Below are 26,426 nucleotides of genomic sequence, written 5' to 3'. Positions count from 1 at the left end.
TCATCAACCGTAGTAATAATAGTAATACGTATCACCATTCATCGGCTTATCATTTAAAACGACCCCGAGTAACTTTGCGTTCACGTGTTCTAAGTTTTCTTGAGCTTTTAGTGCGGCTTCTATTTCTGTCGTTCCACTTTTGACAACGAGTACAACGCCTTGACAGTAATTCGCCATCACTTGTGCATCAGTAACAGCGAGAATTGGAGGACAGTCAAATAAAACGATGTCGTACTGCAATGACAGATCTTCTATTAATTGTTCCATCATTTTTGAACCGAGTAATTCTGACGGATTCGGTGGAACCGGACCGCTCGGCAAAATTGACAATCGTTCAACTTCAGTATCTTTAATCGCCTCTTCAAGTGAAAGCTGTCTTGTTAATACATTCGTAAGTCCACGCGTGTTCGTTTGTCGAAATGTATGATGGACCGTTGGCTTTCTTAAATCAGCATCGACAAGAAGTACATGGTTTCCTTGTTGCGCCATCACGACAGCGAGGTTCGAAATCGTTGTTGACTTCCCTTCCCCAGGTCCTGCTGAAGTGACCATTAACGTCTTCATCTCATCATCAATGAGTGAAAATTGAATGTTCGTCCGGATCGTCCGGTACAGTTCAGAAATGATGGACTTTGGGTTATGGTGAGTAATTAAACTACGTCCTTTGTTATTTTGTATCTGTTTTCGGCTATTTCGACTCAATTGTCTCACCTCTCATCGCCATTTGACGTGTACGTCTTCGCGTCGCTTTTGTTTCTTCCTCTGGCATCCTCGCAATCGTACCGAGTACAGGAAGACCGAGATGTTTTTCGATATCGTGCTCAGTCTTAATCGTGTTATCCATATACTCTAGTAAGAAAGCAAGTCCAACTCCGACCATTAAGCCAATCACGATCGCAATCGCAATATTTAACGTCGGATTCGGTTTTACTGGTGAAGGATCGTCAGATACATCTGCGACTGACAAAATGTTTACGTTATCAACATTCATAATTTCTACAATTTCAGTTTGAAAGACCGATGCAATCCCGTTTGCAATCTCGGCAGCTTTACTCGGATTAGGATCTTCAACCGTCACTTCGATCACTTGCGAATTTTGTGCACTTGTCACATTCACTTGTCCATTAAGCTCCGCATGTGTCTGTTCTAGAGATAATTCATCGATTACTTTGTCTAAAATAAATGGACTTTTAATAATTTCGTTATATGTATTAATGAGTTCCACATTTGTTCGAACTTGGTTCACATCAACATACTGTTGGTCTGATTGAGATTGATTCACGAGTAACTGAGTTGAAGATTGGTAGATAGGTGTTAAAACAAAAAAAGACACGACACCACTAATTGCCGCCGCAATGACAGTTATGAGTAAAATCATTTTCATTCTCTTTTTGAGAACGTCCACGATTTCTTTTAAACTAATAGTCTCTTCCATCGCTTCCTCCAAGTTTACTAGTAATATATGCGTATTATAACATAACATCCTTAGACGTATGTGAAAATTTTCGAAAAATAAAACTATCTGTCATTCACATATAGTCAAACCATGTTTGATCGACTATAATCAGCAATATAGAGTACATGAGGGGAAGACGAAATGTGAAAAAATTGTTGAAAATTGTAGGAATTATTGCAGGTGTCTTTGCGCTTACCATTGGGGGATATGCAGGTTACGTATATAAACAAATTACAGACACCGCATCGAAAGTGCACGAACCAATCGAACGTGATAATGTACGAGACATTGACTTGGAAAAAAATCAACCTCTTTCATTTTTGTTACTCGGTGTCGATGAACGGAATGGCGATCGCGGTCGTTCTGATACGATCGTCGTCGTGACCGTAAATCCGAAGACAAATTCAATGATAATGTTCAACATTCCACGTGATACGCGAACAGAAATTGTCGGGCGTGATACGGACGACAAAATTAATCATGCGTATGCGTTCGGTGGAGTTCCGATGGCAATGGATACGGTCGAACACTTTCTCGGCATTCCAATTGACTATTATGTGAAAGTGGATATGGAAGCATTTAAGGAAATCGTTGACGCGCTTGGTGGTGTAACTGTAACAAATGCATTTACGTTCAGCAGTGGCGGTCATCAATTTGCTGAAGGTCCGATTACATTGAATGGTGAAGCAGCACTCGCTTATAGCCGCATGCGTTATGAGGACCCAAAAGGTGACCTCGGTCGAAACATTCGTCAACAACAAATCATTAAAGCAATTATAAAAAAAGGAGCGAGCTTCCAAACCGTTACAAAGTTCGGCAACATCCTGAACTCACTTGAAGAAAATGTGAAAACGAACTTAACATTCGATGAAATGAAAAAAATCCAAAAACATTATCGCGGAGCCGCCGAAAATACCGAGTCATTTGAAATAAAAGGTTCCGGCACACGCATTAACAACATTTACTACTATATCGTTACTGAAGATGAGCGAAATACGATTTCAGCACGTTTGAAAGAACATCTTGAAATTGAATAAAAAAGCGGATTGAATATTGAAAAACGACTTGTTAAAAGCGTGGCATCGCTGCGCTTTTTTACTGTTTACGATTTATAAAATTGTACCTGTACAATGAGAAAAACGAAGTGAATAGTCGTCACTTAGATTATGAGTTAGTCACGTAAAAGATTTTGCCTTTAAACAAACGTTTGATTAATGTCGCGTTAAACATTTCTCAATATATTCAAGTAAAATGAAAGAGGGCAAATATTTGCATGATATTCAACATGTAAAGTAGACGTCCACTTTAAAAACTGATGTTGCCCATTTGTAAGATGAACAACTTTAATGAAGGGCAAAACTCGATGAAACAGAGTCTAAACTATTTAAAGAACTATGATTCTTAAAAGTGAGGTTGACGTTACGCGTTCTAAAATAGAAAAATAATTTTACTTATTCAGATTTAGATAAGAAATCTGCAATCCGCATAACAACTTTGAATTTGTGTTTAAGAAATAGCAAAATCTTGAATTCCATCGAATGAAAAACTCCTCTTACACTAAATCACTTCGCTACTTTTTTATTTTATATTTTCTTATTATTTGACTGAATTCTCGGATAATTTTACAATAGACATGTGCATAAAATTTACATAGCGAGGGGATATTGAAATGAACGAAGACATGCTTTTTACTTTACTTGAAACGACACGCGCAGGCACACTACAAGCAGCGAAAAAGATTCAAAGTGATTATGCTGATTTCGCCGATACGATTCCAGAAGGATTTAACAACAATGTGCGCTGGAATTTAGGGCATATCATCACGATTACGGATCAACTTGCAAATTATCCTGCTGGCGAACAACCAGACTTCGGAAAACCGTTCCATAAATCATTCGCAAACGGGACGAGTCCGAACGATTGGAACGAGGAAACCCCTTCTTTAGATGAAATTATCCAAGCCCTTCAAGAACAACCAAGCAAAATTAAAGAAAAATTCGCAGGTCGACTATCTGAACCACTTCCAAAACCATTCTCACTCGTCGGTGTCGAGTTTAAAACGGTGGGCGATTTAATTGCATTTAACCTTTATCACGAAGGCATGCACCTCGGACAAATTAATACGATGCTTCGCATCACAAAGTAATGATGAAAAGGATGTCCAACTTAGCGACTTACTGTGACATCCTTTCTTTTTAGTAAATTATCATTAACGAGAATACTGATTGACGAACTGTTTTGTAGTCTGTTCACTCTAGCATCATCGAAAAGGTGGAGATCCATGAAAAGAACGATAAAAATGAACTTAGCTATACTATTTCTCTTTATGCTTATGTCAGGTTGTAGCCAAAAAACAAACTATGAGACGGATGGTCCATTCATAATTGTTAAAACTGCACCTGCTGGACCAGACGACGTTCGGAATTTATTTACAGAGCATTATGCGATCGAGGAAAATGGCATGCTAACGTTATATACGGAAGCAACGAATAGAATAAAACTTGGAAACGACGCACCAGTGCTCAAAATTAAACTAAGTGATAAAGAGGTTGAAAAAGTAAAAGAACTTATTAGAAAAAATAAGTTCTGGAATTTTAAAGAAGATTTATCCAATTTAGATGTGTCGGACGGTTACTCACTCTACATCACAGTAAATTTAACAGATGAATCAAAAACCGTAGGCGGCTGGAATCCTGATAAACCTGAATTTACCGAAATTGCTAATTATGTCATGAACTTAGCAAGCGGTGAAAAGCGTAGAGCCTGGCTCAAAGAAATACAAAACCACATTTTAAAAATGAATCCCGACTAATATTACACATTTTACGCTTTTTCTTAATCAAACGTTTGTTTAACACAAAAAACTAGCGTTTCCGCTAGTTTTTTAGTATGGGCGTTTCGCACCGATGTATCGTGAACTCCAGTAAGAACTAGACATATCGCTAATCGTTACCCCTGTTGAAGTACCTGCTTGGATCATTTTGTTATTGCCAATGTAAATGCCAACATGTGATGGACCACCTGTCGTATCAAAAAAGACGAGATCTCCAACTTCTGGTTTACTTACCGATTTAAACGTGTTCCACATTTGTGCAACTGTACGCGGAATTTGAACGTTTGATTTGTTATATACATACACGACAAAACCGCTACAGTCGAACCCTTGTGAAGGACTATTGCCTCCCCACACGTACGGAACACCAATAAATTCAGATGCATCCGCAACAACGTTCATCACATTAAAGGACGAACCATTTGAAGATGATTGATCTTTCCCTGATAGGACTTCCGACACTTTAGAGAGCGTAGCTGGACCTGCGATGCCATCCACGCTTAATCTGTATTTTCGTTGGAACTCCCTGACTGCTTGCTCAGTAATTGTTCCGTAATAACCGGTGGAGTTTGCTCCGAAAAAACCGAGACGTTTTAAGTCATTTTGCAATTTCGTAACAGCTTGTCCTCTTGACTCTAGCCTTAACACATTCGAAGATGAATTTTCTTTTTCAGGCTTCGGTGCTGGTTTACTCGGTGCTGACGATCCACTACCGCTTACGTTGTTCAACGCCGTTAACGTTTGCTTACCTGCAATTCCGTCAACGAGAAGTCCGTTTGCTTTCTGATAAGTGCGTACTGCCTGTGCTGTAAGTGGACCATAAATTCCATCAACGGTTGACTTAAAGTGACCTGCCGCTTTCAATTTATTTTGTAGTAACGTCACTTGTGAACCACGTGAACCGTTTCGCAACGTTTGATTGACGTTCAATTTTCCGTTCGTATTTGATGATGCATTTTCTTTGTTAGACTTCGGTGCTGACGATCCACTACCGCTTACGTTGTTCAACGCCGTTAACGTTTGCTTACCTGCAATTCCGTCAACGAGAAGTCCGTTTGCTTTCTGATAAGCACGTACTGCTTGTGCTGTAAGGGGACCATAAACCCCATCCACGGCTGACGTAAAGTGCCCTGCCGCTTTCAATTTATTTTGCAGTAACGTTACTTGTGAACCACGTGAACCGTTTCGCAACGTTTGATTGACGTTCAATTTTCCGTTCGTATTTGATGATGTTGAAGCTTTCACTTGTTGTGTTTTCAAAGCACGAACTGTTGCTGCATCTGCAACGCCAGTTGCAGGAAGGTTATTATCCCGTTGAAATTGAATAAGCGCGTCTTTCGTAATTGAACCAAAATAACCTGTTGACGTATGGTATGTAAAATAACCTTTGCCTTTCAATACATCTTGTAGTTCTTTAACATCACTATGACTCATTCCTTCGGTCAATGTCTGATCACCTAATGCTGCTTCCCCTAATGCTGGTGCAGAAAACAGTGCACCGGCTGCAAAAGCTGAAGAAATAACAATCTTTCCCGCCAATTTGTTAGCTTTGTTCGCCTTTTTCACTTTTAATCCCCTTCCATGAAAAAGTTCTAGACATTTCAACATTTCAACATCTTTTTACCAATTCTACTACATTTTTCATAGTTTATAAATACTACTCTATGATGTTCATACAAAAGTCTTGATCTTTTAGCTATATTTTAGTTTTACTTTTGTATCTTCAGGACTATTTAACTATTTTAATTTGTTTTATAACAGATGGTTGATTTTTTTGAGATGTTATAATACACTATGAATAACTTAAAAATGTGGAGGGGTTAAAATGCTAGGAAAACCAATGGAGTTTTTTCGAAATATGCCCGCTAAAATTTGTTCAGAATGCGGAAGAGAAATCGAAGAAATGCATGAGTCATACATGAATGAGTGCGAGCATTGCTTGCGCAACGCTGTTGAATAAACCTCTTAATCTATTTCATTTATGCACACACAAAAAAACAGTCCTTCTCACCAAAGGACTGTTTTTTGTTTCTCCAGCCTTATGAAAACGCTCGCATACGGCGTTGCTCGCCTCACTCGTCCGCTCATGAACGTGAGTTCTATTCACGTCTTCGTTCACCTTCGCGCCTTGTCTGACAGATGTTTTTATTTACTTTAGATACAGTGAGACCTGCGCTCACATACTGTATTCTATTCAAATCATCCGTACAGATTGTACTAGTACAAATAAAAACGATATCGCATAACTTAACCAGTGCCCTATGAATGAAGCAACTTGTTTCTTTCACTCAACTTATACCGTTCATTGTTGCAAATACATCATCTATTATAGGAAAGAACCGCAGCGCCGAGGACTTTTGCAGCCAAAAGCATAGCCTTTTCATAGATTGAAAATTTCGGATGGTGGTGCGGGTACGCTACGTCCCAGTCTGGATCAGCAGCACCAACAAAGAAAAAGGCTCCGGGTACGTGCTGTAAATAATACGCAAAATCTTCCCCGCCCATATGTGGCTCTGCGATGTGTACATCGGTAACTTCAGGTACATACTTCGCCTTTTCCATGATGTACTCTGCCATCTTTTCATCGTTATTTAATGTCGGATAACCGCGCGAATACGTGTAATTATACATCGCATCAGCTGCAAAACACGTTCCACGCGTGATTCGCTCTATTTCTTTTTCAATAAATGTTCGTGTGTTTTCGTTAAATGTTCTTACTGTTCCTGTCAATGTTGCCCGATCAGCGATAATGTTAAATCCGTTGATCGCTTCGAATGAAGCAACGGTAACGACAGAGGGATCTTGAGGATTGACACGACGACTTACGATTTGTTGTAAGTTCGTGACAAGCTGTGAACCGATGACGATCGAGTCTTTCGTCGTATGAGGATTCGCTCCGTGTCCACCTTGCCCTTGAACTTCAATATCAAACCGATCAGCCGCAGCCATTAACGGACCCGGTTTCGTAGCGACGATTCCATACGGATCCGTTGCCCATAAGTGTGTACCAAAAATAACGTCAACCCCGTCTAAACATCCATCTTCAATCATCGCAATTGCCCCGCCTGGTGGTACTTCTTCTGCGTGCTGATGAATGAACACGACTGTACCATGTAAGTCATCTTTCATCGTATTTAACGCTTTCGCAAGCCCTAGTAATTGCGCCGTATGGCCATCATGCCCGCACGCATGCATAACTCCATCAACGGTTGAACGATAGGGCACGTCGCGTTCTTCTTGGATTGGAAGTGCATCGAAGTCAGCACGTAACGCGATCGTTTTCCCTCGTTTACCGCCTTCTAATTTCGCAACAACCCCTCTTCCCCCTACTCCTGTCCTTACATCGTGACCGAGTTGCTTATGATAATCTGCGATATATTTTGGCGTTTCAACTTCTTGAAATGATAGTTCGGGATATTGATGAAAATGACGACGGAGGCGAACAATTTCTCCATAGTTCTCATCAAGTAGTGCAAACAGTTTTTCCATCTATCGCTCTCCCCTTTCTTCTGTTATTTTATCACGTGAGAACGTATAATGGACATATATGTCATTTTAAGCAGGTGATAGTCCAATGCTTCAACACGAATTAACAAAAGAAGATGTGCTCTATATGAGTGAACATTTCCTCAGTTTACTTGATCCGCATTCCCAAATCGATCAAGCGCTGTTCAAAGAGAGTTTTCAGTTATTTCGCGAAGGCAACATTTACAATACGAATGTTAAAGATGACGTTCTCTTTGCGACCGTGTACGATCGTCAAGAAGTTCAGGTCACACTTGAATTAGATTTCGTCAATCTAAGCGAATGTTCACTTGATGGAGAAAAGCTTTGCAAGCATGTACTCGCAGCTTTTTTTTATGTCTATTCTAGTTTTGCATCAATTAGTGATGTTGTTCATCAATTTGAAGGTCGGATACAAAAGGATCATTTACAAATTCAAAAACAAAAACAACTAGAGACTCCTCGACCAACGGTAAGAAACGTATCGCTCGATTCAGTTTCAGATTGGCTCGAGTGGTTTGAAGCCCAATATACATTCTTTCTAAGCAAAATGAAAAAAGCATTTTCACACTTTCACGCTAGTTTAAAAGAGCGAATGATTGCTGAAAGAATCGTGAGCGATTATTATGAAACTCTTTTAAAAAATCGTCCAAAAAAATTGAGAACTGCTCAACTATACACAGCCCTTGCGGGTGTAACCACAATGATAAAATTACATGAATTTTCTACGACGCATTTTATAAATGAAGACTTTATCATTGAAAAGTTGGAGCAACTCATCTCTGAGCTTGATGATGAACTTATGCCGCTTCTTGAAAGTTTTACGAAAAATGAACTCAAGCTTTTTGAAGAAAGTATCGAGCATTTCGATTCGTTATTGCATCTCACTGATGGTGCGTTTCAGTATTTCAGTATGCTGTTATACCGTATCATTTGGTCAAACGTGTTACAGCATAAAGAGTGGATTACGGCGCATGATCGTGTTCTAGTGGAGAAGCTAAAAGTTATTGCACGTAAACAAAAGGATTATACGGTGAATTCATTCACACATTCCCTTATCATTGCCCTCATTCATTTTGCGTATCTTTTAGATGCAGATGATTTAGCGTTTCAACGTGCAGAGGCGCTGCCAGATGGTGATCAAGGAACGCTTTTCTTTCTCATCGAGCTTACGTATGAAGAGGATCAGTACGAGCGTATGGCACGTTGGCTCGATTACGCAAAAGAGCGGTTCGTTCCGCTGTTAAAAAGAGAAGGAGAATATCGTTTGAAACGAATCATTACCGATAAATTCCTTCATTATTACATTATGTATAGCGATGCCGTTCAATCGGATACTGCCCTTATTCGCGCGATGAAACAAATGCTTCCGTATACGTTTTACACGTACAACGATTACTTACTTACGACCGAAAATTATAAAGGCTGGGCAGAATTGCAACTATTAGTCGGATTCGAGCCTGAAACACATGGTCAACAGTTTTTACGAAAAATTGAAAAAGCGGATCGTTCAGTCCTCTTGCCACTTTATCATCAAGCTGTACAACGAGCGATTGCAGAAAAAAACCGGAAAGCGTATAAACTTGCCGTTCGACGTTTAAAAAAATTACGCACGCATTACCGACAATTGAAAAAAGTCGAGAAATGGGAAACATATTTCGCATTTCTTGTAAAAAAACATCGACGATTGCGTGCATTTCAAGAAGAATTACTGAAAGGAAAGCTCATTCATGATTAAAACGACGACATTAACTTTACATACCGTTGTGACAGAAGATGAACTGTTTTTTCTTTGGGTCGAAAATGAAAATCGTTTCGTTGTTCCTGTCAATGATTGGACACCGCTTCTGTTTTCGTGGCATGATGAAACGTTTTTCGGAACGATGCTTGAAGAAATGGAGTACGACGGTAAACAAGGAGTCGCGCTTACACCTTGGAAGGCACTTGATTTTTTTGCCCGTAAGCCTTATTCATCATTAGCTGAAGTGACGTTTAGTGATGAAACGGACTACTATAAAAAAACAGCAATAAAGCTTTTTCAAGCGCTTCGCGATGGCACGTTCCGTCCGAGCTTTGCGTTTTGGAAGGATGGAATTTTTGGTTGGGAAGTTGATAAACATTCTAATGAGTACGAGCGTGGATGGCTTACCGCTGCACTCCGTGAGCTTTTCTCTGAAGATGAAACGATCCGTGAAGCGTGGACAGCAATTCGAGAGCAATATCCTCTCCTTGATGCGGACGGACGTGAATCATTCATCTCGCAAGAGAAGTTCTGGCTTGAACGCATCGGTTGGCAAAAAGACGATACACCGTTTACGGTCGGGCTTCGCTTGCGTGAACCGGAAGATGATGAAGAACTGTGGTCTTTAGATATAACATTACGTTGCAAAAATAACCCCGATGAGCTTCATATTTTTGAAAAAGAGAACGTTTCGGAACTACCGAAACGTTGGCGCGCATCACTCCATCGAATTGACGAAGAGTGTGACTATTGGTTTCGAGTTGATGATTCGCTTCAAGATAAGAATGGAGAGCTTCGTACTTCGCTAACCGAAATTGACGTTTGGTTATTTTTAACGGAAACGAGTGTTCAACTTGCCGAATCAGGAACAGAAGTGCTGCTTCCTGCGTGGTGGAAAGAATTACAAGCGAGCGAGCCGAAATTAAAAGTGAAAGTAAAATCGTCCGTCGGCCAGTCGCAGCAATCATTCGTCGGATTAAATCAACTTATCGATTTTGACTGGAAGCTTGCGACAGGCGGTATCGATTTATCGGAAGAAGAGTTCCAAAAGCTGATCGAACAAAATCGACGGCTCATTCGAGTGAATGGAAGATGGGTAAAGCTTGACCCTACGTTTATTGATAAAATGCAAACGATTATGAAGCAAGTGAATGAAACTGGCGTGACGTTCGCCGATCTGCTAACGAGAGAGTTAATCGTTGATGACAATGAAGACGATGCGGACCATCTATTGCAACATGTTACGTTTGAATTAAACAAACATTTGATTAACATGATAAAACAGCTTACCGAAACAAAACAACTGCCATCTGTGCCTGTTCCGAAAGAGCTAAACGGTGAGTTGCGTCCGTACCAAAAAACAGGAATGGAATGGCTGCTCTTTTTACGCAAATATGGACTTGGCGCGCTACTAGCAGATGACATGGGTCTTGGAAAGACAATCCAAACGATTGCGTATAGTTTAGCCATCAAGGATAGAGAACGACCTAAGCAACCGATATTAATTATTTGTCCGACATCGGTACTTGGTAATTGGCAACGAGAGTTCCAGCGTTTTGCTCCATCCCTAAGCGTCCTATTGCATTACGGACCGAATCGGGCAACAAAAACTACGCTCGCAGAGAATGCGAAAGACATTGACATCGTCATAACGTCGTATAATTTAGCGCATCTTGATGAAGATGTGCTCACGTCAATCGATTGGCAAGCGGTCTGTCTTGATGAAGCACAAAATATAAAAAATGCCTTTACGAAACAAGCAAAAGCGGTAAAACAACTAAAGACCAAACATCGTATCGCCTTAACAGGTACTCCGATAGAAAATCGGCTTACAGAATTATGGTCAATCTTTGAATTTTTAAATCCTGGTTATTTCGGTAGCTTACGAACGTTTCGGGAAAAATACGTTTTGCCAATTGAACGTGAAGATGACCGTGAGAAAATGAAACACGTTCAGCAACTCATTCGACCTTTTTTCATGCGTCGGTCGAAACTCGATCCTGATATCGAGTTGAACTTACCTGACAAGCTTGAACAAAAAGAATATTGTCCGCTAACCGCGGAACAAGCGTCGCTTTATGAACAAATAATCGAAGATACATTTCGGGAAATTGACAAACGGACGGGCATTGAGCGCAGTGGCTTCGTCTTGTCAATGCTGACAAAATTAAAGCAAATTTGTAACCACCCTGCTCTTTTTCTTAAAGATGACAGTCAGAAGCAATTGCATGAACGATCACATAAAACGGAAAAACTTGTCGAACTCGTGACTGACATTCGCGAACGTGGTGAAAGCTGTCTTATTTTTACGCAATACATTGCGATGGGTAATCTGCTTCAAACGCTATTGGCAAAAACGTTTCAAACGAATATTTCGTTTTTACACGGGGGCTTAAGTAAAGCAGAACGCGATCGGATCGTCGAACGTTTTCAACAAGGCGAAGAACATATTTTAATCTTGTCGCTTAAAGCTGGCGGTACGGGGTTGAACTTAACTGCAGCGAATCATGTCATTCATTACGATCGGTGGTGGAATCCTGCAGTTGAAAACCAAGCGACAGACCGCGCTCATCGAATCGGTCAACAACGATTCGTTCACGTGCATAAACTAATTACATCAGGTACACTTGAAGAGAAAATTGACGAGATGCTCGAACGGAAACAATTATTAAGCGACGAAATAATTCAAAGTGAAAATTGGATTACCGAACTACCAACCGAAGAGTTACGCGAATTGTTTACATTGCGGCATGCGCAGGAGGAATGATCGATGGGCAAAAGGAAAAAGAAAACGAACAAACAGAAAAAGGCGGAAAACCCAAAGCTTGCTCATATGACCGAGCCGTGGCAACGGTTGTATGACCAGATTGCAGCAAAGGTGAAATAAGCCTAAACTATTTTATTAAGCTATCGTAACTTTAAACGGAATAAGCTTATAATTAACAGACGCTAGTATTTTAGCAGCTGTAAGGGATAGAGCTGTAGAACTTATGACAAGATTAGATCTTTATGCAATAAGCAAAATTTGCGATTTTAGATGTTCTCTGTAACAAAGAGAGAGTTAATGTCAAACATTCCTGATTTCCACTCTGGGAGTCGCTTTCCACAGGCAATGTAATGATGGAAGCAGACTAAGTACACCACACACAATGGATCCCATTGCGGTCCTATTTCATTGAAGTTTTGTAGACGCAGCGAGTGTAAATTGAATTGGAATTTTTATTCTTGTTTGCAGTTCGCATCATCCCCTTATTACAATGTAATAAAACCATATAACTGGAAGGGTCGAATGAGATGGAAGACTTTCACTTTTCAACAGAAGTACGTGTACGCTATGCAGAAATCGATGTGCAAAACGTCGTATTTAATGCACATTACATGACCTATCTCGATATTGGAATTAGTGATTATTACCGGCAAGGATTAAAACTTGATCCACGCAAACTTTCGAGGCAAGGTGTTTTTGATTTTGTCCTTGCGAATTGTACGCTTGATTTTAAACAGTCAGCGGGATTAGATGATCGGTTACAAATTTGGTGCCGGACTGCAAAAATTGGCCGTTCAAGTATGACAACAGAATTCGCGATTACACGTAAAGAAGAGACGGAACCACTTTTAACAGCAACCTTTATTTACGTAAGCATCGACCCGAAAACAAAGCAATCCCAACCCGTCCCTGACATCGTTCGCAAGCGCATTGAGCAATTTGAACAGCGGAATTTTTAAGTACCCTTCCTAAGTAGCAAATGGTGTAGCCTCATACAAAACATCAAGAAAGCCTTTACATCTCTATCTATCCCCACTTACAATAGATACGATGACGAACGGACAAGAAGGGATGGACTTACGTGGAAGGTTTTCAGTTTAAAACTCAGTTAAAAGTTCGCTACTCAGAAATTGATGGACAAAAGATTGTGTTTAATGCGCACTATATGACCTACCTCGATATCGCTATCAGTGAATATTACAGCAAAGGGTTACAACTTGACTATGTGTTTGCTGATGGAATTTTTGATTTCGTATTAGCGAAATCAACACTTGAATACAAACAACCAGCAAGATTGAACGACGTGCTAGATCTTTGGTGTCGAACAGTTAAAATTGGTCGAACAAGCTTCGTCAATGAATTTGTCATTACACGTACAGAGGAGTTAGACCCACTCGTAAAGGCGGAGATTATATACGTCAGTATTGATCCAAAAACGTTAAAACCTCAGCCGATGCCTGAACTTGTTCGCAATCGAATAGAACAATTTGAGTGTGACGTCGATTTTTAAACACGTAATTAGGTATCGTTCTTTTTGTATAGATTACCAAAAATGTAATAAAATTGTTACTTTTTTGAAATGTAATCGACAAATTTTTCCACTATACTCTAATTAATTAAATAGTAGGGAGGCGAGCCCTATGGTTGAAAAGTACAGCTTAAAAAACGTAACGATCGAAAAATGTCTCTCGCATTTGGACGTGCTCAATTCTGACACGAAGACGAAACAAATTGTTTACATGTACATGGCTGAGTTGTACCAAAATGCTTTTGATGATGGTGTAAAACGTGGTCAAGGGTTAGGTGAAATGGAAGCCAGTAGCAAATAGACGTGGAAAAACGACAAGTGATGACGACTTGTCGTTTTTCATTTTCTTGTCGATTCATAAATCATTCCTATGATGCTCATACTTGAAAATAGGAGTAATTAGTAGGAATTACACAGAATTAGGCATATATTGGATGTGAACCTTTCACTGTTTTATTCATTGCGGTTTATACTAGTATTTTGTACGAAAGGCGATTTGAGTTTGTATGCTTTTACTCGATATACTTGAACAGTATACATTCGATTCGGACATGCGAGCGTTACAATTGAATAAGTTTGAGGTGAAGAAATGTCAGATCCAGAACCGATCATTAAGGTTAAAAATGTAACAAAAATTTTTGGGAAACAACCGAAACAAGGTTTAAAATTGCTAGACAAAGGAAAAACAAAACAAGATATTTTGCAAGAAACAGGTATGACTGTCGGCGTCAATAAAGCTTCTTTTGAAGTCTATCCTGGTGAGATTTTCGTCATTATGGGGTTGTCCGGAAGTGGAAAGTCGACACTCGTTCGATTGTTAAATCGATTGATTGAGCCAACGGCTGGAAACATTTATATTAACGGGCAAGATGTCGTGAAGATGAAGCAAGATGAGTTGCGTGAAGTTCGTCGGAAAAAGATGAGCATGGTGTTTCAGCGCTTTGCTCTCTTTCCGCATCGTACTGTGCTTGAAAATACCGCTTACGGCCTTGAAGTTCAAGGAGTAGGTAAAGCGGAAAGACTTGAAAAAGCAAAGCAATCGCTCGAACTCGTCGGGCTTGAAGGATATGAAAATAGCTATCCTTCCGAACTGAGTGGGGGTATGCAACAACGAGTCGGCCTCGCTAGAGCACTTGCGAATGATCCAGACGTTCTTTTAATGGATGAGGCATTCTCTGCGCTTGACCCGCTCATCCGTAAAGATATGCAAGACGAGCTTGTCGTCTTACAGCAAAAGATGGAAAAGACGATCGTCTTTATTACCCATGACTTGGATGAAGCTTTAAAGCTTGGTGATCGGATTGCATTAATGAAAGACGGATCGATCGTTCAAATCGGTACACCGGAGGAAATTATGATTCATCCTGCGGATGACTACGTTGAACGTTTCGTAGAGGACGTTGATTTGTCGAAAGTTTTAACGGCTCAACACGTCATGATCCGTCCAGAAACGTTAATTTATGATCGTGGTCCTCGCGTTGCTTTGCAAATGATGCGGGCTAGAAGTGTTTCAAGTTTGTATCTTGTCGATAAACAGCATCGTCTTATCGGTGCCGTTACCGCACAGGCTGCTTCGGACGCAATAAAATCTGAAAAAACGTTAGAAGATGTTATGGTAAAAGATTTACCTACGGTTACACCTGATACGCTCATCATTGATATGTATGACAAAATGTCTAGTCATCCGTTACCCCTACCTGTCGTTGATGATCATAATAAATTAAAAGGGATTGTTGTTAACGGAAGTGTCATCGGTGCACTAGCAGGTCAAAATGGATTAAATAATGGAAATGAGGTGAGCCAACATGAGTAACTGGTTACCTAAAATTCCATTAGCAGATTGGATCGAGTCATTTGTCGATTTTTTAAAAGCGAACTTTCAAGGGTTTTTTGATTTTATATCAAATATTATTGGCTCGATCGTTGACTTTTTTGTATGGATTATGGCTGGTGTTCCTGCAATTGTCGTTATTTTAGTTATCGCTGCAATTGCTTGGTTTACGAGCAGATGGACGATCGCCCTATTTACGGTCATTGGTCTTCTGCTTATTGAAAACCTCGGATATTGGGACGGAACCGTACAAACAATCGCACTTGTCCTCACATCGATCATCATCACTTTTATTATCGGTGTACCGCTCGGGATTTGGATGTCACAAAGCGATAAACTGCGTAATGTGTTAACACCCGTTCTTGATTTTATGCAGACAATGCCAGCGTTCGTATATTTAATTCCATCTATTTTATTTTTTGGGATTGGGATGGTTCCTGGTGTTATCGCGTCTGTCATTTTTGCGATGCCACCGACAATCCGTTTAACGAACCTCGGAATTCGTCAAGTTCCCGAAGATTTAGTTGAAGCATCAAACGCATTCGGTGCAACGACTGGGCAAAAACTGCTTAGAGTGCAATTGCCGCTCGCAACGCCGACGATCATGGCTGGTGTGAACCAAAGTATTATGCTTGCCTTATCAATGGTCGTCATTGCGTCACTCGTCGGTGCGCCAGGATTAGGTGCAGATGTGTATCGTGCGGTTTCACAAATTAAAGTTGGTGTTGGTTTTGAAGCCGGTCTTGCTATCGTGATTTTAGCAATTATTTTAGACCGTGTTTCTCAAAATATAGGTAAAACCAAAAATTAAAGGGGAGGTTTTTCCATGAAGAAAAAAACATGGTTATCATTTTTACTCATCCTCGGTCTATCCCTCGTTCTCGCTGCCTGTGGTGGTGGAGATGATGGTGATACAGATAATGCAACTGAAGACACTGGTGGAACAAGTGTTGAACTCGGTCAAAAAAAGTTAACTGTTCCTTATGTTGCATGGGCAAGAGAAGCAATCAGTACGCATATTTTAGCAGCTTTACTTGAAGATATCGGTTACAATGTAGAAGTGAGACAAGTTGAAGCTGGACCCATGTGGGCAAGTGTTGCAGATGGCTCAGCCGACTTTCATACATCCGCATGGCTTCCGGCAACTCACGCAGAGTATTGGGATGAATACAAAGACGATATCGTTCAAGTGAAAGAAGTTATCGATAAAGCGCCACTCGCCCTCGCTGTACCGGAATATGTAGAAGATGTCAACACAATGGAAGACTTGAAAAACAATACGGAATTCGGTGAGTCTGTCAACTGGGAAATTATTGGAATTGATGCAGGTGCTGGAATTATGGCAAACACGAAGAAAGCACTTGAAGAATACGATTTAGACAAATGGACACTTAAGGAAAGCTCTGAATCGGCTATGCTTACAGAACTTAGAAAAGCATACGATAACGAAGATCCAATCATTGTTCCTCTTTGGAAGCCACACTGGGTATTCGGTGTAATGGATATGAAAATGCTAGAAGACCCGAAAGAAGTTTATGGCGGTGAAGGAGACCAAATTTATACGGTCGCTCGTACTGGTCTTGAAGAAGACGCTCCAGCTGCTTATAAAGTGTTAGAACAATACGAAGAGGATTATGATATGTTAGAAGAATTAATGCCTAAAGTTTGGGATGAAGACCAAGATGTTGCTGATGTCGCTCGAGAATTTCTCGACAACAATCCTGAGCTTGTTGAAAAGTGGACTGCAGGCATTAAATAATCATTAGAAAAACTCTGCCTAATTTTTTAATGAGGCAGAGTTTTTCACTTTATGAAAGGGCGATGACGCCTGTTTCATCGAGTTGTGCTCGAATATGTCGTTTTTCTTTTACAAACCGATATATTCGTTTTCCAATTTGAATAACCGTGTCTTCTTTGGCATGGTTAATAATAATTTTTTCTGTTGCAGGTACTGAAAGAATCGTCTCTACCCCGAATCCGGAACCGACTTCATTCACTTCAATCCCTTTTTTAGCAAAGATCGAACCGCCACGAATAAATCCATTCGTCACAAACTTGCCTTCCGCGTGAAATTTCGAATTATATGCACCACGACCCGTTAAATAAATGTCACCATTGCAAAAAGCTTCACTTTGCTGTGCTTGTCCAATCGTTAGTTTCCCAGTAGGTTCTAGCTTTTCAGCGAAGTAACGATACAACGTAGTGAGCTTTTCTTCGATCGTTAAAAAAATCATTTCATCATTTAAAAGCTGTTTGTCAAATAAAACAAACGCTTTATGTAGCAGGTCGATCAGTTCATTCAATTGAACAACTTCATTGTTCGTATGCTCATGCAACAGTTGAAAATACTTATTTATGTCAGATGATAGCGATTGAAATTTTTGTTCCATTAAGATTCGAACGAGCGGGACGATATCCGTTTTTGGTAGACCACTTTTACGATTAGCAAGAACGAGCTGTAATACCGATTGTTCAAGCGATTTTATCGTATTTAGTAACTCCTCCGTTTTATCTTTAACGGTAAGTTCATCGTCATCGACTTTTCCGACTGTTAATTTACTTCGGATAATGTTACGGTTCACATAAATTTCGTTGCCTGCTTCAATCGTTGCCCCATGTACGTTATGCATGATAAGAATACGTTCATCGGCTTCAACACTCATCGTCTCTTCCACATTTCCTGTAATTTCAATATCACCTACAAACGATAGGTTTCCGCTTTTAAGGTCAACATCTCCATGATGAACAAGTTTTTGAATTATATCGATTTCGTAAATCGGCGCGCGATTACGAACACGTATCGTCCCAGATTCAGATGCGAAAATGGTGTTATTGTCAATGAAAAAGCCTCTACCTTTCACGATCGCTTCATGCACTTTACGCGGTTGAACCGGTCTATTTTGAATCGTTCTTCCATGTTTTCCTTCTGTTGGCTCATGAATGATCCCGATCTTTTCGCCAACTTCTACGACAGGAATCTCTCTAATTTCACGGAAATCAACCGTTCCATCTTCTAGTAGCTTTGGTTTTTGTTCAGACATCTCATATTGAATATAAAACTCAATATAGCCATCTTTTCCTTCTGTCGGTGGCTCACCCTTTGCAATCGTTACTTCGCCTGATTGTTTACGCTCAAGCGCTTCTTCAACTGCATTTTCGTCAATGCCAAACGTAATGTTTCGTTCTTTTAACTGTTGTAAAATGTTAGCTTTTGAAAACGAAATGTACGGTGTTTTTACTGTCTTTGCTTTTAATTCAACCGATGTCGCTGGCTGAACGTCTAATGGAACAGATTGTTCAATAAAACCGACAATAATATCTAAAGTTGCGCTGAGCTTACTATCATCCACATAAATGTCAAATGAACCTTCTTCTTTTGCAATTACATCTTTTTGTATTTTAACGTTATCTTCCGGTTGCACTTCTGTTTTCCCTGTTACTTTCTTGCCATTAATCATAACAGTCAAATGCTCACAAGGGATGATTGTTGGTTTGCTTTCTTCTATCGCCGAGTGACGAACGTTACCGTCAGAAATTTCAATCATTCCCGGTTGTAACGGTCCTCGTTCATCTGTTTCTTTTTTTTCTTCATCACTACCGTCTGCTTCGTTTTTCGTTTTCCGAGTGACTTTCACTATAGCGGGTTTAACAAATAAACCAAAAAGACGATCTTCTGGATGTTCAAGCACTTCGATCGTAACGTTTTCTCTATCTTCTTTTAGTTGCTTCAGTGCAATTCCGATTGCTTCTTCAACGTTTCTTCCTTTCGCTTCAATGCTGTTCAATGACATCTACCTCTTTTTTATAATACTCGCCATTCATTTTAAATTCCATTTTCATATTATACCTTTTTCGACAAAAAGTGGCATTGTCCTGCAAAAAAAAGAAACCTGTTTTTGACAGGTTTATGACACCGGTAAGATCCTCACCGATGGAAAGTAGTCTTGTTTTGCTTTAAGACATACAACGTTCGTTATTACGACAAACGGGCGTTGTACGCAATGGATACAGTTATTCTTGTATGTTCAGTTTACCATCTTCATTTAGATCAAACGGATGATTCCCTTGGATTCCGTCATCATTTAAGCTATCTTCATCAACACGATCGATCATAATTTCATCTTGTTCATCATCCATTTTCATTTCATTCACTTCGTTGTAATTCGTGTCCTCCACATCTTTCCGATTTGTTTCTGGATTATCCATAGTATCATTACAGCTGGCTAAAATGATTACACTTAAAAGCGCGACAAATACAATACGTAGCAGACGTTGCATTAATAGAACCTCCTTCTCGATACGTTCTCGTTTAGTTTTCCCAAGAAAGAGGTTTTCATTTATGACGAGTTCAGCGTCTTACGCACATCATCATTTTAAGTTGTCGCATGTTATTATTTTTGATCACCGATAGCAAACATAATTTCCGTTTCACAAACGAGTTCTCCGTCTACGGTTGCCGTTCCTTTTCCTTTTCCAATCGGTCCTTTTAAACGTAAAATTTCTACTTCAAGCTTTAATTGATCGCCTGGTTTTACTTGCTTTTTAAAGCGGCACTTGTCAATTCCGGCAAATAATGCAAGTTTACCTTTATTTTCTTGCTTTGATAGCATCGCGACGCCGCCCACTTGTGCTAATGCTTCAACGATAAGTACTCCCGGCATCACTGGATAATCAGGAAAATGTCCCGTAAAAAACTCTTCATTTATAGTAACATTTTTCAGTCCGACAGCACGGACACCTTCTTCCATTTCAATGATTCGATCAACGAGTAAAAAGGGATAGCGATGCGGTAAAATCGCTTTAATGTCATTACTTTCTAGCATTGAGCAGGGACCCCTCCTTCCTTATCTTTTTTCATTCTTCTGTAACAAAATTTACAATTTGCTGCCACGTACTTTTCTTAAAAACACCCAATGGATGTCCATCTCCAAGCACACTGTAACCGATCATCGCTCCGACTACTATTGAAATAAACAGCAAAAATCCAATGATCATTAACCGGAGCCAAATTGGGATGAGTCTGACCTTCACCTTTTGGCTTTTTCGTTGTTTTGATGATTGTTCGACATCGTGTCGTTCAGTTTCTGATGATCCCATCATGGTAGTTATTCTCCATTACAGCGATGATACAAATGACTAGAGACTCTAATCAAAAGAGATTACAATGACTAGCGGATTCGGTTGACGAGTCCCATCATTTCATCAGCAATTGTAAGCGAACGTGCACTTAACTGGAAGTGTCGCTGCATTTCGATCATACTATTCATTTCATGGGCTAAGTCTACATTTGACATTTCCAGTACTCCTTGTGAAACGACTTGGACACCGTTTACTGTCTCTAGTACGTCAGCTAACACAATTCCCGAATTCTCATTTGGACCAGCAAAACGATTATGACCGATTGCTTGTAAATATTGCGGCCGATGAACGTTTGCGAGCGCTAACTGCCCTGCATTGTATGTCGTATCATTTTGCAATGTCACTTCGATCTGACCATCACTTCGTATCGTCACACTTTTATAATTCATTGGAATTTCAATCGGTCCGTTCGTCCCAAGCAAATATGCACCGTCTCCTGTAACGATATTAAGAAAGCCCGGACGGGATTCACTAAAATAAAATGCTCCATCACGAGTATATTGTGTTTCACCATTATGTAAAACTTGAAAAAAGTATTGCGGCTCTGTGAGTGCTAAATCAAGCATCCGATCGGTACGTTTGATCGTTCCTTGTTCAAGGCGTAACGTTGTTCCAGCGACTGCTGCTCCTGTTCCTGAACGGATTCCAAGTGGTGTTAAACGAGTTTCATCTGCACGAGGTAAGTTATTCATCTGCTGAACGAGTAAATCAGAAAAAGACGTTTCCCGACGCTTAAATCCATTCGTGTTTAAGTTTGCTAAATTATTCGCAACAGTATCTAATTTATGTTGCAACTGTCCTAACGTTACCGATGATGCTATCATTGCGCGATTCATTTAAAACTTCCCCCTTTATATGACGCGTACACAGTCTGGACATTCATATGTGATCACTTATCTTTTGTTCAAATACGTGAAATTGTACGATATAGACGTATTCAAATAGGGATCTGATAAACTTGGTAAACTGACGACAGACGCACGGAGCTGGTTAACACTAACATCCACTGCATTGTTTGTTAGCCGATGCGACCGACTTGATTTACCGCTTTGTCTAAACTTTGATCATATGTTTGCAAAACCTTTTGATTTGCTTCAAATGTTCGGTATGCATTAAGCATTTCAGTCATTGTCTGTTGCAAGTCAACGTTTGAACGTTCTATAAAACCTTGTTGGAGCTGATAAGCTACTTCAGGATTTCCAACAGCTGATGCAAGTGCAGCCCCTTCATATCGAAACAACCCATTACCTTCTTTGACGAGGTGATTTGCATCATTAATGAGAACGACGTTAAGTTGTGCGACTTGAACATTATTTTCTAAAATCGTTCCATCTGTAAGCATTTGGAAGTTTTCTGATTGTAAAAAGATTTGATTACCGTTTACGTCTAAAACAGGCATCCCTTGTCTCGTGACGAGTCGTCCTTCGTTATCGATCGTGAAATTACCGTTCCGTGTATACCGTTGTCCATTGTCCGTTTGGACAGCGAACATTAATGTGCTATTGTCTGGGAGATTTCCATCAATAATTGCAACATCCGTGTCATTATTCGTTTCCATTAAACTTCCTTGCAAGAAATTCGGAATTGTTTCTTGTAAGTATACACCAGTTGCAAGCTCATTTGACGACGTTTCATATGTACGAGATAAGTTGGCAATCAGCATGCGCGGGAACGTACGCAACGAAGCTTGATCGGCTTTATGACCAGGTGTGTTTGCGTTTGCCAGATTATTCGTAAGCATATCTTGGCGACGCTGCTGTGAAATCATGCCTGAAGCTGCCGTATACAGTCCTCTAATCATGTTAAGTTCCCCCTTAGATTAGTTTTCGTTTTGCAATTTTATCAATATGTTCTAGCATTAATCCTGTTCCTTTAGCAACACAACTCATCGGCTCATCCGCGACGATGACGGGTACTTTTAGTTCCTCAGAAAATAGCTGCTCCATTCCATGAAGAAGTGCGCCTCCACCTGTTAAAATCACCCCTCGATCAATAATATCGGCAGATAGTTCAGGTGGTGTTAGTTCAAGCACTGATTTCGCAGCTTGAATAAGGTGCGAGACTGGTTCTTCTAGTGCTTCTCTTATTTCATCAGAATTAACCGTTATCGTACGTGGTAAACCAGATACCATGTCACGTCCACGGATATCAATTTCTTCATCTCGAGCACCTGGAAATACTGTTGCAACATTGACTTTAATATCTTCTGCTGTTCGTTCGCCAATAAGCAGCTTGTACTTTTTCTTTATGAAGTCGAGGATCGCTTGGTCAAATTTGTCGCCAGCCATTTTTATTGACGTGGAAGTTACGATGTCTCCCATCGAGAGAACAGCGACATCTGTCGTCCCTCCACCGATGTCAATGACCATATTTCCCGTTGGCTGAAAGATTTCCATTCCCGCTCCAACTGCTGCAACTTTTGGTTCTTCCTCGAGAAATACTTGCTTTCCGCCACTTTTTTCCGCTGCTTCTTTAATCGCTTTTTTCTCGACTGATGTAACGTTTGTCGGAACACAAATTAAAATTCGGGGTTTTGCTAAAAAACCTTTCACTTTGATTTTATCTAAAAAGTGCTTTAGCATCATTTCTGTGATGTCAAAGTCAGCAATAACCCCTTCTTTTAATGGACGAATTGCAACAATATTTCCTGGTGTTCGACCGATCATGCGATATGCTTCTTCGCCTACTTCTAATGCTTTACCCGTTGATGTATCAATAGCTACAATTGACGGTTCATCAAGAACGATTCCTCTACCTTTCACATATACGAGTACGTTCGCCGTTCCTAAGTCAATCCCTATATCCCTTGACAGCATCATACATTTCCTCCCTAAAAACCGATAAACTTTAATCACAATTATTCATTGTAACATTATAACACATTTTTACTTTTATAGGGAAGATTATCTAAATATGTCAAATAATAAAGATTGCTGTCATATTCAAAACTAGAGGTCAGAAGCTAGAATGGATTAAATTTGCGAAGATGCTAATTTACACTCATCATTATACAAAAATGTCCGCCACGTCACATGCATTTTTTTTGGCATGTCTTCTCGGCGGAACGAAACATATTTACTCACTTTATAGATTCTTTATTTTTTGTTTCATTTTTTTTATATTTCAGTCTTGTCGCTTCACCTCCACGCAAGTGTCTTACAGATTTGTGGTAGTCGAGTATTTTTGTCACTTCATTGGCCAACTCAGGATTAATCACTGGCAGTCTTTCTGTTAAATCTTTGTGTACGGTGCTTTTTGATACTCCAAATTCTTTGGCGATGACCCTTACGGTTTTTCTCGTCTCCACGATGTACTTGCCAATCTTGATAGTACGCTCTTTGATGTAATCGTGCACACCACTCGCCTCCCTAACTTGGATGTAAGAGATGCGAAATGAGACTTACCGTGATGCTGATCGAAGATAGAGTAGTAAAAGTCATCTTTTCAATGATCTTACTTCTTCGCAGCGAACCACTCTCTCACCTCTGCCCCTCAATGACTTGGTTTGTAACATTTTATTAATGACTGATCAGTTATATACCTAATAGTCAAGAGGGACAAAGTGTTTTTCTGTTTTTTCTAAAAAAGGTTCTAAATTTTTATTATAGAATACGCTTGTCAATGAGTTGACTACTGTACCTTTATATACAAAAAAAAACAGCTCTGGCTTTCCAAAGCTGTTATGCGTTCGTCATTGAACGTGATGTATCTTTTTGTTTTGCTTCGCCTTCATTTTCATCTGTATCTGTTTCCATATCCTCACTTTGAGCTTCTTGTTGTTTCTGTTGTTCTTGTTGCTCCTGTTGCTCTTCTACGCTTGGAATAGCAGAACTTGATTTACCGAAAAATTCTAGTGGATTTACCGCAATGCCGTCTTTTCTAATCTCAAAGTGAACGTGTGTGCCTGCGTCTTTGTTAAATGAATTTTTACCAGCTTCTCCGATAACATCGCCTTGTTCGACTTTGTCACCTTCTTTAACATTTGCGTTCGCTAAACTTTGATAGACTGTTGTCACACCATTACTATGTTTTAATTCAACGACATAGCCGAGTAACGCATCTTTTTCCGCTTTTTCGACCGTCCCACTCATGGCAGCTGTCACATCAAATGTTTCCCCGCTCTTAAGTGCATAGTCTACACCTTGATTTTGGTGGTATTTGTTATTATAAAATACGAGGGCAGATTCTTGTTCTTCTGCTGAAGCTTTTGCATCATAAAATGGTGTTTTCACTTCCACGTCTTTTGCTAATACGGGTTCCACAAATACTTCTTGTTGTTGTGCGGTCGGAATCGCTTCCTCATCGTAGTTGTGAGCAGTTGTATCGTTTTCTTGCTCAGCAACGTTTGAGCCCATTTGTATCCATAATACAGACGCAATGACGATAGCAGCAACTCCAAGATAGACAGCTGGGTAAAACCAACGTTTTTTCAGCAATCTTTTCCATTTTGAAGGCATTTCTTTTTGAAGATGAGTGTTTTTATCATCTTTCATGTTCATCACCTCAGAAACCATTTTGATCAGATTTCTGAGATTCTATACATAAAATGCTAAAATTTGTTTAATATTAAGAAATTAGTCTCAGTTTATTGCGAGCTTTGCTAACTGTGTTTCAAAAACATCTATGTTTTCAATTGAAATCCCTTTGTAGTAGTAATTTACGATTTCTTCAGCTTTTTTCCCTTCAAGTGCCATTCCGTTTGCACCGTACTGACTCATCCCAACGCCATGACCATATCCTTTCGTTTGGATAATAACTTCATTTCCGTTTCGTGTCACTGAAAAGTCAGATGAGTTCAGGTCTAGCTTTTCTCTTACATCTCGACCTGTAAATGTTTTTCCACCAATTTCAATTTCAGCGATTCGTTTCCCTTGTGTTCGTTTTACAACCTTTGCAACTGTTTTATCGTTCGGGAGCTCTACACTAAGTTTTTCTTCAAATGTTTTTACTGGCATTTTCTCAATCGTAACAAATTTAGGTGATTTTTCATCCCATGGGCTTTGAACACTTTTTAAATAAGGGACTTCATTTTCCCAATAATCTTCTGAGTTTTCGGTAAAGCCGTTACTCGTTGAAAAGAAGGAAGCGGTAATTGGTTTACTTTCATATGTTAAAATTTGTCCTTTCGTTTCTTTGACGGCTTGTAAAATGCGTTCGTATTTCCAATTAAATTCTTTTCCCCATAGCTCTTTCAGTTCATCTTCATTGCGATACACTTGGTGATGAACCGTATCCGTAACAACGGCTTTTTCTGGTAAATTAATTTCGCCTGGAGTAAGAAGTTGCTTCACGATATATGTTCTAGCTGCCATGGCTTGGGCTTTGAGAGCTTCTATTTCAAAATCTGCAGGCATCTCCGATGAGAGGACACCCGCAACGTAGTGCTCGAGCTCTACATTTTCAACTTGTTTCTGTAACGTTCGATAAACAGGAACAACGAACTGGTCTTCGTTTGGTTGTACGATTTCATTTTCAATTTTTGTTTCTTGTTTCGCCGAAGAAAATGGCAGGACGATGATGGCAGGTATAAACGTAACGATAATCGCCAATAACGAGATGTAAAGTGTCATTTTTTTCATTGAGGCTACATTCCCCCTGTCTGTGAAGCAAGACTTTTTCATACAGTA

26 protein-coding genes are annotated in these 26,426 nt (G+C 39.8%); 12 read left to right on the top strand and 14 right to left on the bottom strand.

Translation table 11 applies throughout. The features are described 5' to 3' along the window. Positions 1-3: 3 nt before the first annotated feature. Together ABU914_RS05755 and ABU914_RS05750 are read right to left on the bottom strand one after the other, a co-directional pair. On the bottom strand, positions 4-702 hold the full coding sequence (locus tag ABU914_RS05755; RefSeq protein ID WP_379668779.1) for a CpsD/CapB family tyrosine-protein kinase: 699 nt from the start codon (positions 700-702) through the stop codon (positions 4-6). Beyond that, positions 689-1,435 carry a YveK family protein gene (locus ABU914_RS05750; RefSeq protein ID WP_379668778.1) on the bottom strand — a complete coding sequence of 249 codons (747 nt, stop codon included), beginning with the start codon at positions 1,433-1,435 and terminating at the stop codon, positions 689-691. Before ABU914_RS05750 ends, ABU914_RS05755 begins: the two co-directional genes overlap by 14 nt. A gap of 164 nt (positions 1,436-1,599) precedes the next feature. Here ABU914_RS05750 and ABU914_RS05745 point away from each other — a divergent pair, with 164 nt between their 5' ends. From ABU914_RS05745 to ABU914_RS05735, 3 genes are all read left to right on the top strand, one after another. Further along, the gene (locus ABU914_RS05745; protein ID WP_379668777.1) at positions 1,600-2,493 is read left to right on the top strand and encodes an LCP family glycopolymer transferase; all 894 of its coding nucleotides are present in this window, start codon (positions 1,600-1,602) and stop codon (positions 2,491-2,493) included. A 632-nt stretch (positions 2,494-3,125) separates the two neighbouring features. Further along, positions 3,126-3,602, top strand: a complete 477-nt coding sequence (locus ABU914_RS05740) for a DinB family protein (protein WP_379668776.1) — start codon at positions 3,126-3,128, stop codon at positions 3,600-3,602. Between the two features lie 135 nt (positions 3,603-3,737). Continuing rightward, entirely contained in the window at positions 3,738-4,268 is a 531-nt protein-coding gene (locus tag ABU914_RS05735; RefSeq protein ID WP_379668775.1) for a hypothetical protein, read from the top strand. 72 nt (positions 4,269-4,340) lie between these two features. On the opposite strand, the gene ABU914_RS05730 is transcribed toward ABU914_RS05735, so the two are convergent. Then, complete coding sequence (locus ABU914_RS05730; protein ID WP_379668774.1) at positions 4,341-5,855, bottom strand: C40 family peptidase; 1,515 nt, start codon at positions 5,853-5,855, stop codon at positions 4,341-4,343. A 259-nt stretch (positions 5,856-6,114) separates the two neighbouring features. On the opposite strand from ABU914_RS05730, the gene yhfH reads away from it, so the two are divergent. After that, the gene (yhfH, locus tag ABU914_RS05725; RefSeq protein WP_379668773.1) at positions 6,115-6,249 is read left to right on the top strand and encodes a protein YhfH; all 135 of its coding nucleotides are present in this window, start codon (positions 6,115-6,117) and stop codon (positions 6,247-6,249) included. Positions 6,250-6,608: 359 nt separating this feature from the next. Here yhfH and ABU914_RS05720 read toward each other — a convergent pair whose 3' ends face one another. Next, complete coding sequence (locus ABU914_RS05720; RefSeq protein ID WP_379668772.1) at positions 6,609-7,778, bottom strand: M20 family metallopeptidase; 1,170 nt, start codon at positions 7,776-7,778, stop codon at positions 6,609-6,611. Between the two features lie 85 nt (positions 7,779-7,863). Between ABU914_RS05720 and ABU914_RS05715 the strand changes: the two genes are divergently transcribed. The 8 genes from ABU914_RS05715 to ABU914_RS05680 all read left to right on the top strand — a co-directional run bounded on the left by ABU914_RS05715 (position 7,864) and on the right by ABU914_RS05680 (position 17,419). Continuing rightward, positions 7,864-9,531, top strand: a complete 1,668-nt coding sequence (locus tag ABU914_RS05715; protein ID WP_379668771.1) for a hypothetical protein — start codon at positions 7,864-7,866, stop codon at positions 9,529-9,531. Next, positions 9,524-12,301 carry a DEAD/DEAH box helicase gene (locus ABU914_RS05710; protein WP_379668770.1) on the top strand — a complete coding sequence of 926 codons (2,778 nt, stop codon included), beginning with the start codon at positions 9,524-9,526 and terminating at the stop codon, positions 12,299-12,301. Before ABU914_RS05715 ends, ABU914_RS05710 begins: the two co-directional genes overlap by 8 nt. A gap of 527 nt (positions 12,302-12,828) precedes the next feature. Next, a complete protein-coding gene (locus ABU914_RS05705; RefSeq protein ID WP_379668769.1) occupies positions 12,829-13,260 on the top strand; it encodes an acyl-CoA thioesterase in 432 nt (143 codons plus the stop codon). Between the two features lie 122 nt (positions 13,261-13,382). Further along, entirely contained in the window at positions 13,383-13,811 is a 429-nt protein-coding gene (locus tag ABU914_RS05700) for an acyl-CoA thioesterase (RefSeq protein ID WP_379668768.1), read from the top strand. Positions 13,812-13,941: 130 nt separating this feature from the next. Then, positions 13,942-14,130 (top strand): hypothetical protein, encoded by a 189-nt coding sequence (locus ABU914_RS05695; RefSeq protein WP_379668767.1) that lies wholly within the window; start codon positions 13,942-13,944, stop codon positions 14,128-14,130. A 288-nt stretch (positions 14,131-14,418) separates the two neighbouring features. Further along, positions 14,419-15,642 carry a quaternary amine ABC transporter ATP-binding protein gene (locus tag ABU914_RS05690; RefSeq protein ID WP_379668766.1) on the top strand — a complete coding sequence of 408 codons (1,224 nt, stop codon included), beginning with the start codon at positions 14,419-14,421 and terminating at the stop codon, positions 15,640-15,642. Further along, entirely contained in the window at positions 15,635-16,471 is an 837-nt protein-coding gene (locus tag ABU914_RS05685; protein ID WP_379668765.1) for an ABC transporter permease, read from the top strand. The genes ABU914_RS05690 and ABU914_RS05685 overlap by 8 nt, the downstream gene beginning before the upstream one ends. A gap of 15 nt (positions 16,472-16,486) precedes the next feature. Beyond that, entirely contained in the window at positions 16,487-17,419 is a 933-nt protein-coding gene (locus ABU914_RS05680) for a glycine betaine ABC transporter substrate-binding protein (protein WP_379668764.1), read from the top strand. Between the two features lie 49 nt (positions 17,420-17,468). On the opposite strand, the gene ABU914_RS05675 is transcribed toward ABU914_RS05680, so the two are convergent. The 10 genes from ABU914_RS05675 to spoIID form a co-directional block, all read right to left on the bottom strand. Next, entirely contained in the window at positions 17,469-19,445 is a 1,977-nt protein-coding gene (locus tag ABU914_RS05675) for a flagellar assembly protein A (protein WP_379668763.1), read from the bottom strand. 226 nt (positions 19,446-19,671) lie between these two features. Beyond that, positions 19,672-19,938, bottom strand: a complete 267-nt coding sequence (locus tag ABU914_RS05670) for a hypothetical protein (RefSeq protein WP_379668762.1) — start codon at positions 19,936-19,938, stop codon at positions 19,672-19,674. 113 nt (positions 19,939-20,051) lie between these two features. Next, positions 20,052-20,483, bottom strand: coding sequence for a 3-hydroxyacyl-ACP dehydratase FabZ (gene fabZ, locus ABU914_RS05665; RefSeq protein ID WP_379668761.1), 432 nt, complete (start codon positions 20,481-20,483; stop codon positions 20,052-20,054). Between the two features lie 31 nt (positions 20,484-20,514). Next, complete coding sequence (locus tag ABU914_RS05660; protein WP_379668760.1) at positions 20,515-20,760, bottom strand: DNA-directed RNA polymerase subunit beta; 246 nt, start codon at positions 20,758-20,760, stop codon at positions 20,515-20,517. Positions 20,761-20,828: 68 nt separating this feature from the next. Beyond that, positions 20,829-21,635 (bottom strand): flagellar hook-basal body protein, encoded by an 807-nt coding sequence (locus ABU914_RS05655; protein ID WP_379668759.1) that lies wholly within the window; start codon positions 21,633-21,635, stop codon positions 20,829-20,831. Between the two features lie 182 nt (positions 21,636-21,817). Beyond that, a complete protein-coding gene (locus tag ABU914_RS05650) occupies positions 21,818-22,600 on the bottom strand; it encodes a flagellar hook-basal body protein (protein ID WP_379668758.1) in 783 nt (260 codons plus the stop codon). 13 nt (positions 22,601-22,613) lie between these two features. Then, entirely contained in the window at positions 22,614-23,615 is a 1,002-nt protein-coding gene (gene mreB, locus ABU914_RS05645; RefSeq protein ID WP_379668789.1) for a rod shape-determining protein, read from the bottom strand. A 263-nt stretch (positions 23,616-23,878) separates the two neighbouring features. Next, positions 23,879-24,154 carry a sporulation transcriptional regulator SpoIIID gene (spoIIID, locus tag ABU914_RS05640; protein ID WP_379668757.1) on the bottom strand — a complete coding sequence of 92 codons (276 nt, stop codon included), beginning with the start codon at positions 24,152-24,154 and terminating at the stop codon, positions 23,879-23,881. Positions 24,155-24,479: 325 nt separating this feature from the next. After that, complete coding sequence (gene spoIIQ / locus ABU914_RS05635) at positions 24,480-25,292, bottom strand: stage II sporulation protein SpoIIQ (RefSeq protein ID WP_379668756.1); 813 nt, start codon at positions 25,290-25,292, stop codon at positions 24,480-24,482. Positions 25,293-25,379: 87 nt separating this feature from the next. Further along, positions 25,380-26,378 (bottom strand): stage II sporulation protein D, encoded by a 999-nt coding sequence (gene spoIID, locus ABU914_RS05630; protein WP_379668755.1) that lies wholly within the window; start codon positions 26,376-26,378, stop codon positions 25,380-25,382. Positions 26,379-26,426 lie beyond the last annotated feature (48 nt).

Origin of the sequence: Pueribacillus sp. YX66 (assembly GCF_041725775.1) — a bacterium.
Taxonomy (GTDB): Bacteria; Bacillota; Bacilli; order Bacillales; family UBA6769; genus Pueribacillus.
The sequence above is the reverse complement of the archived record's forward strand: the minus strand, read 5'-3'. Positions and strand labels throughout refer to the sequence as shown.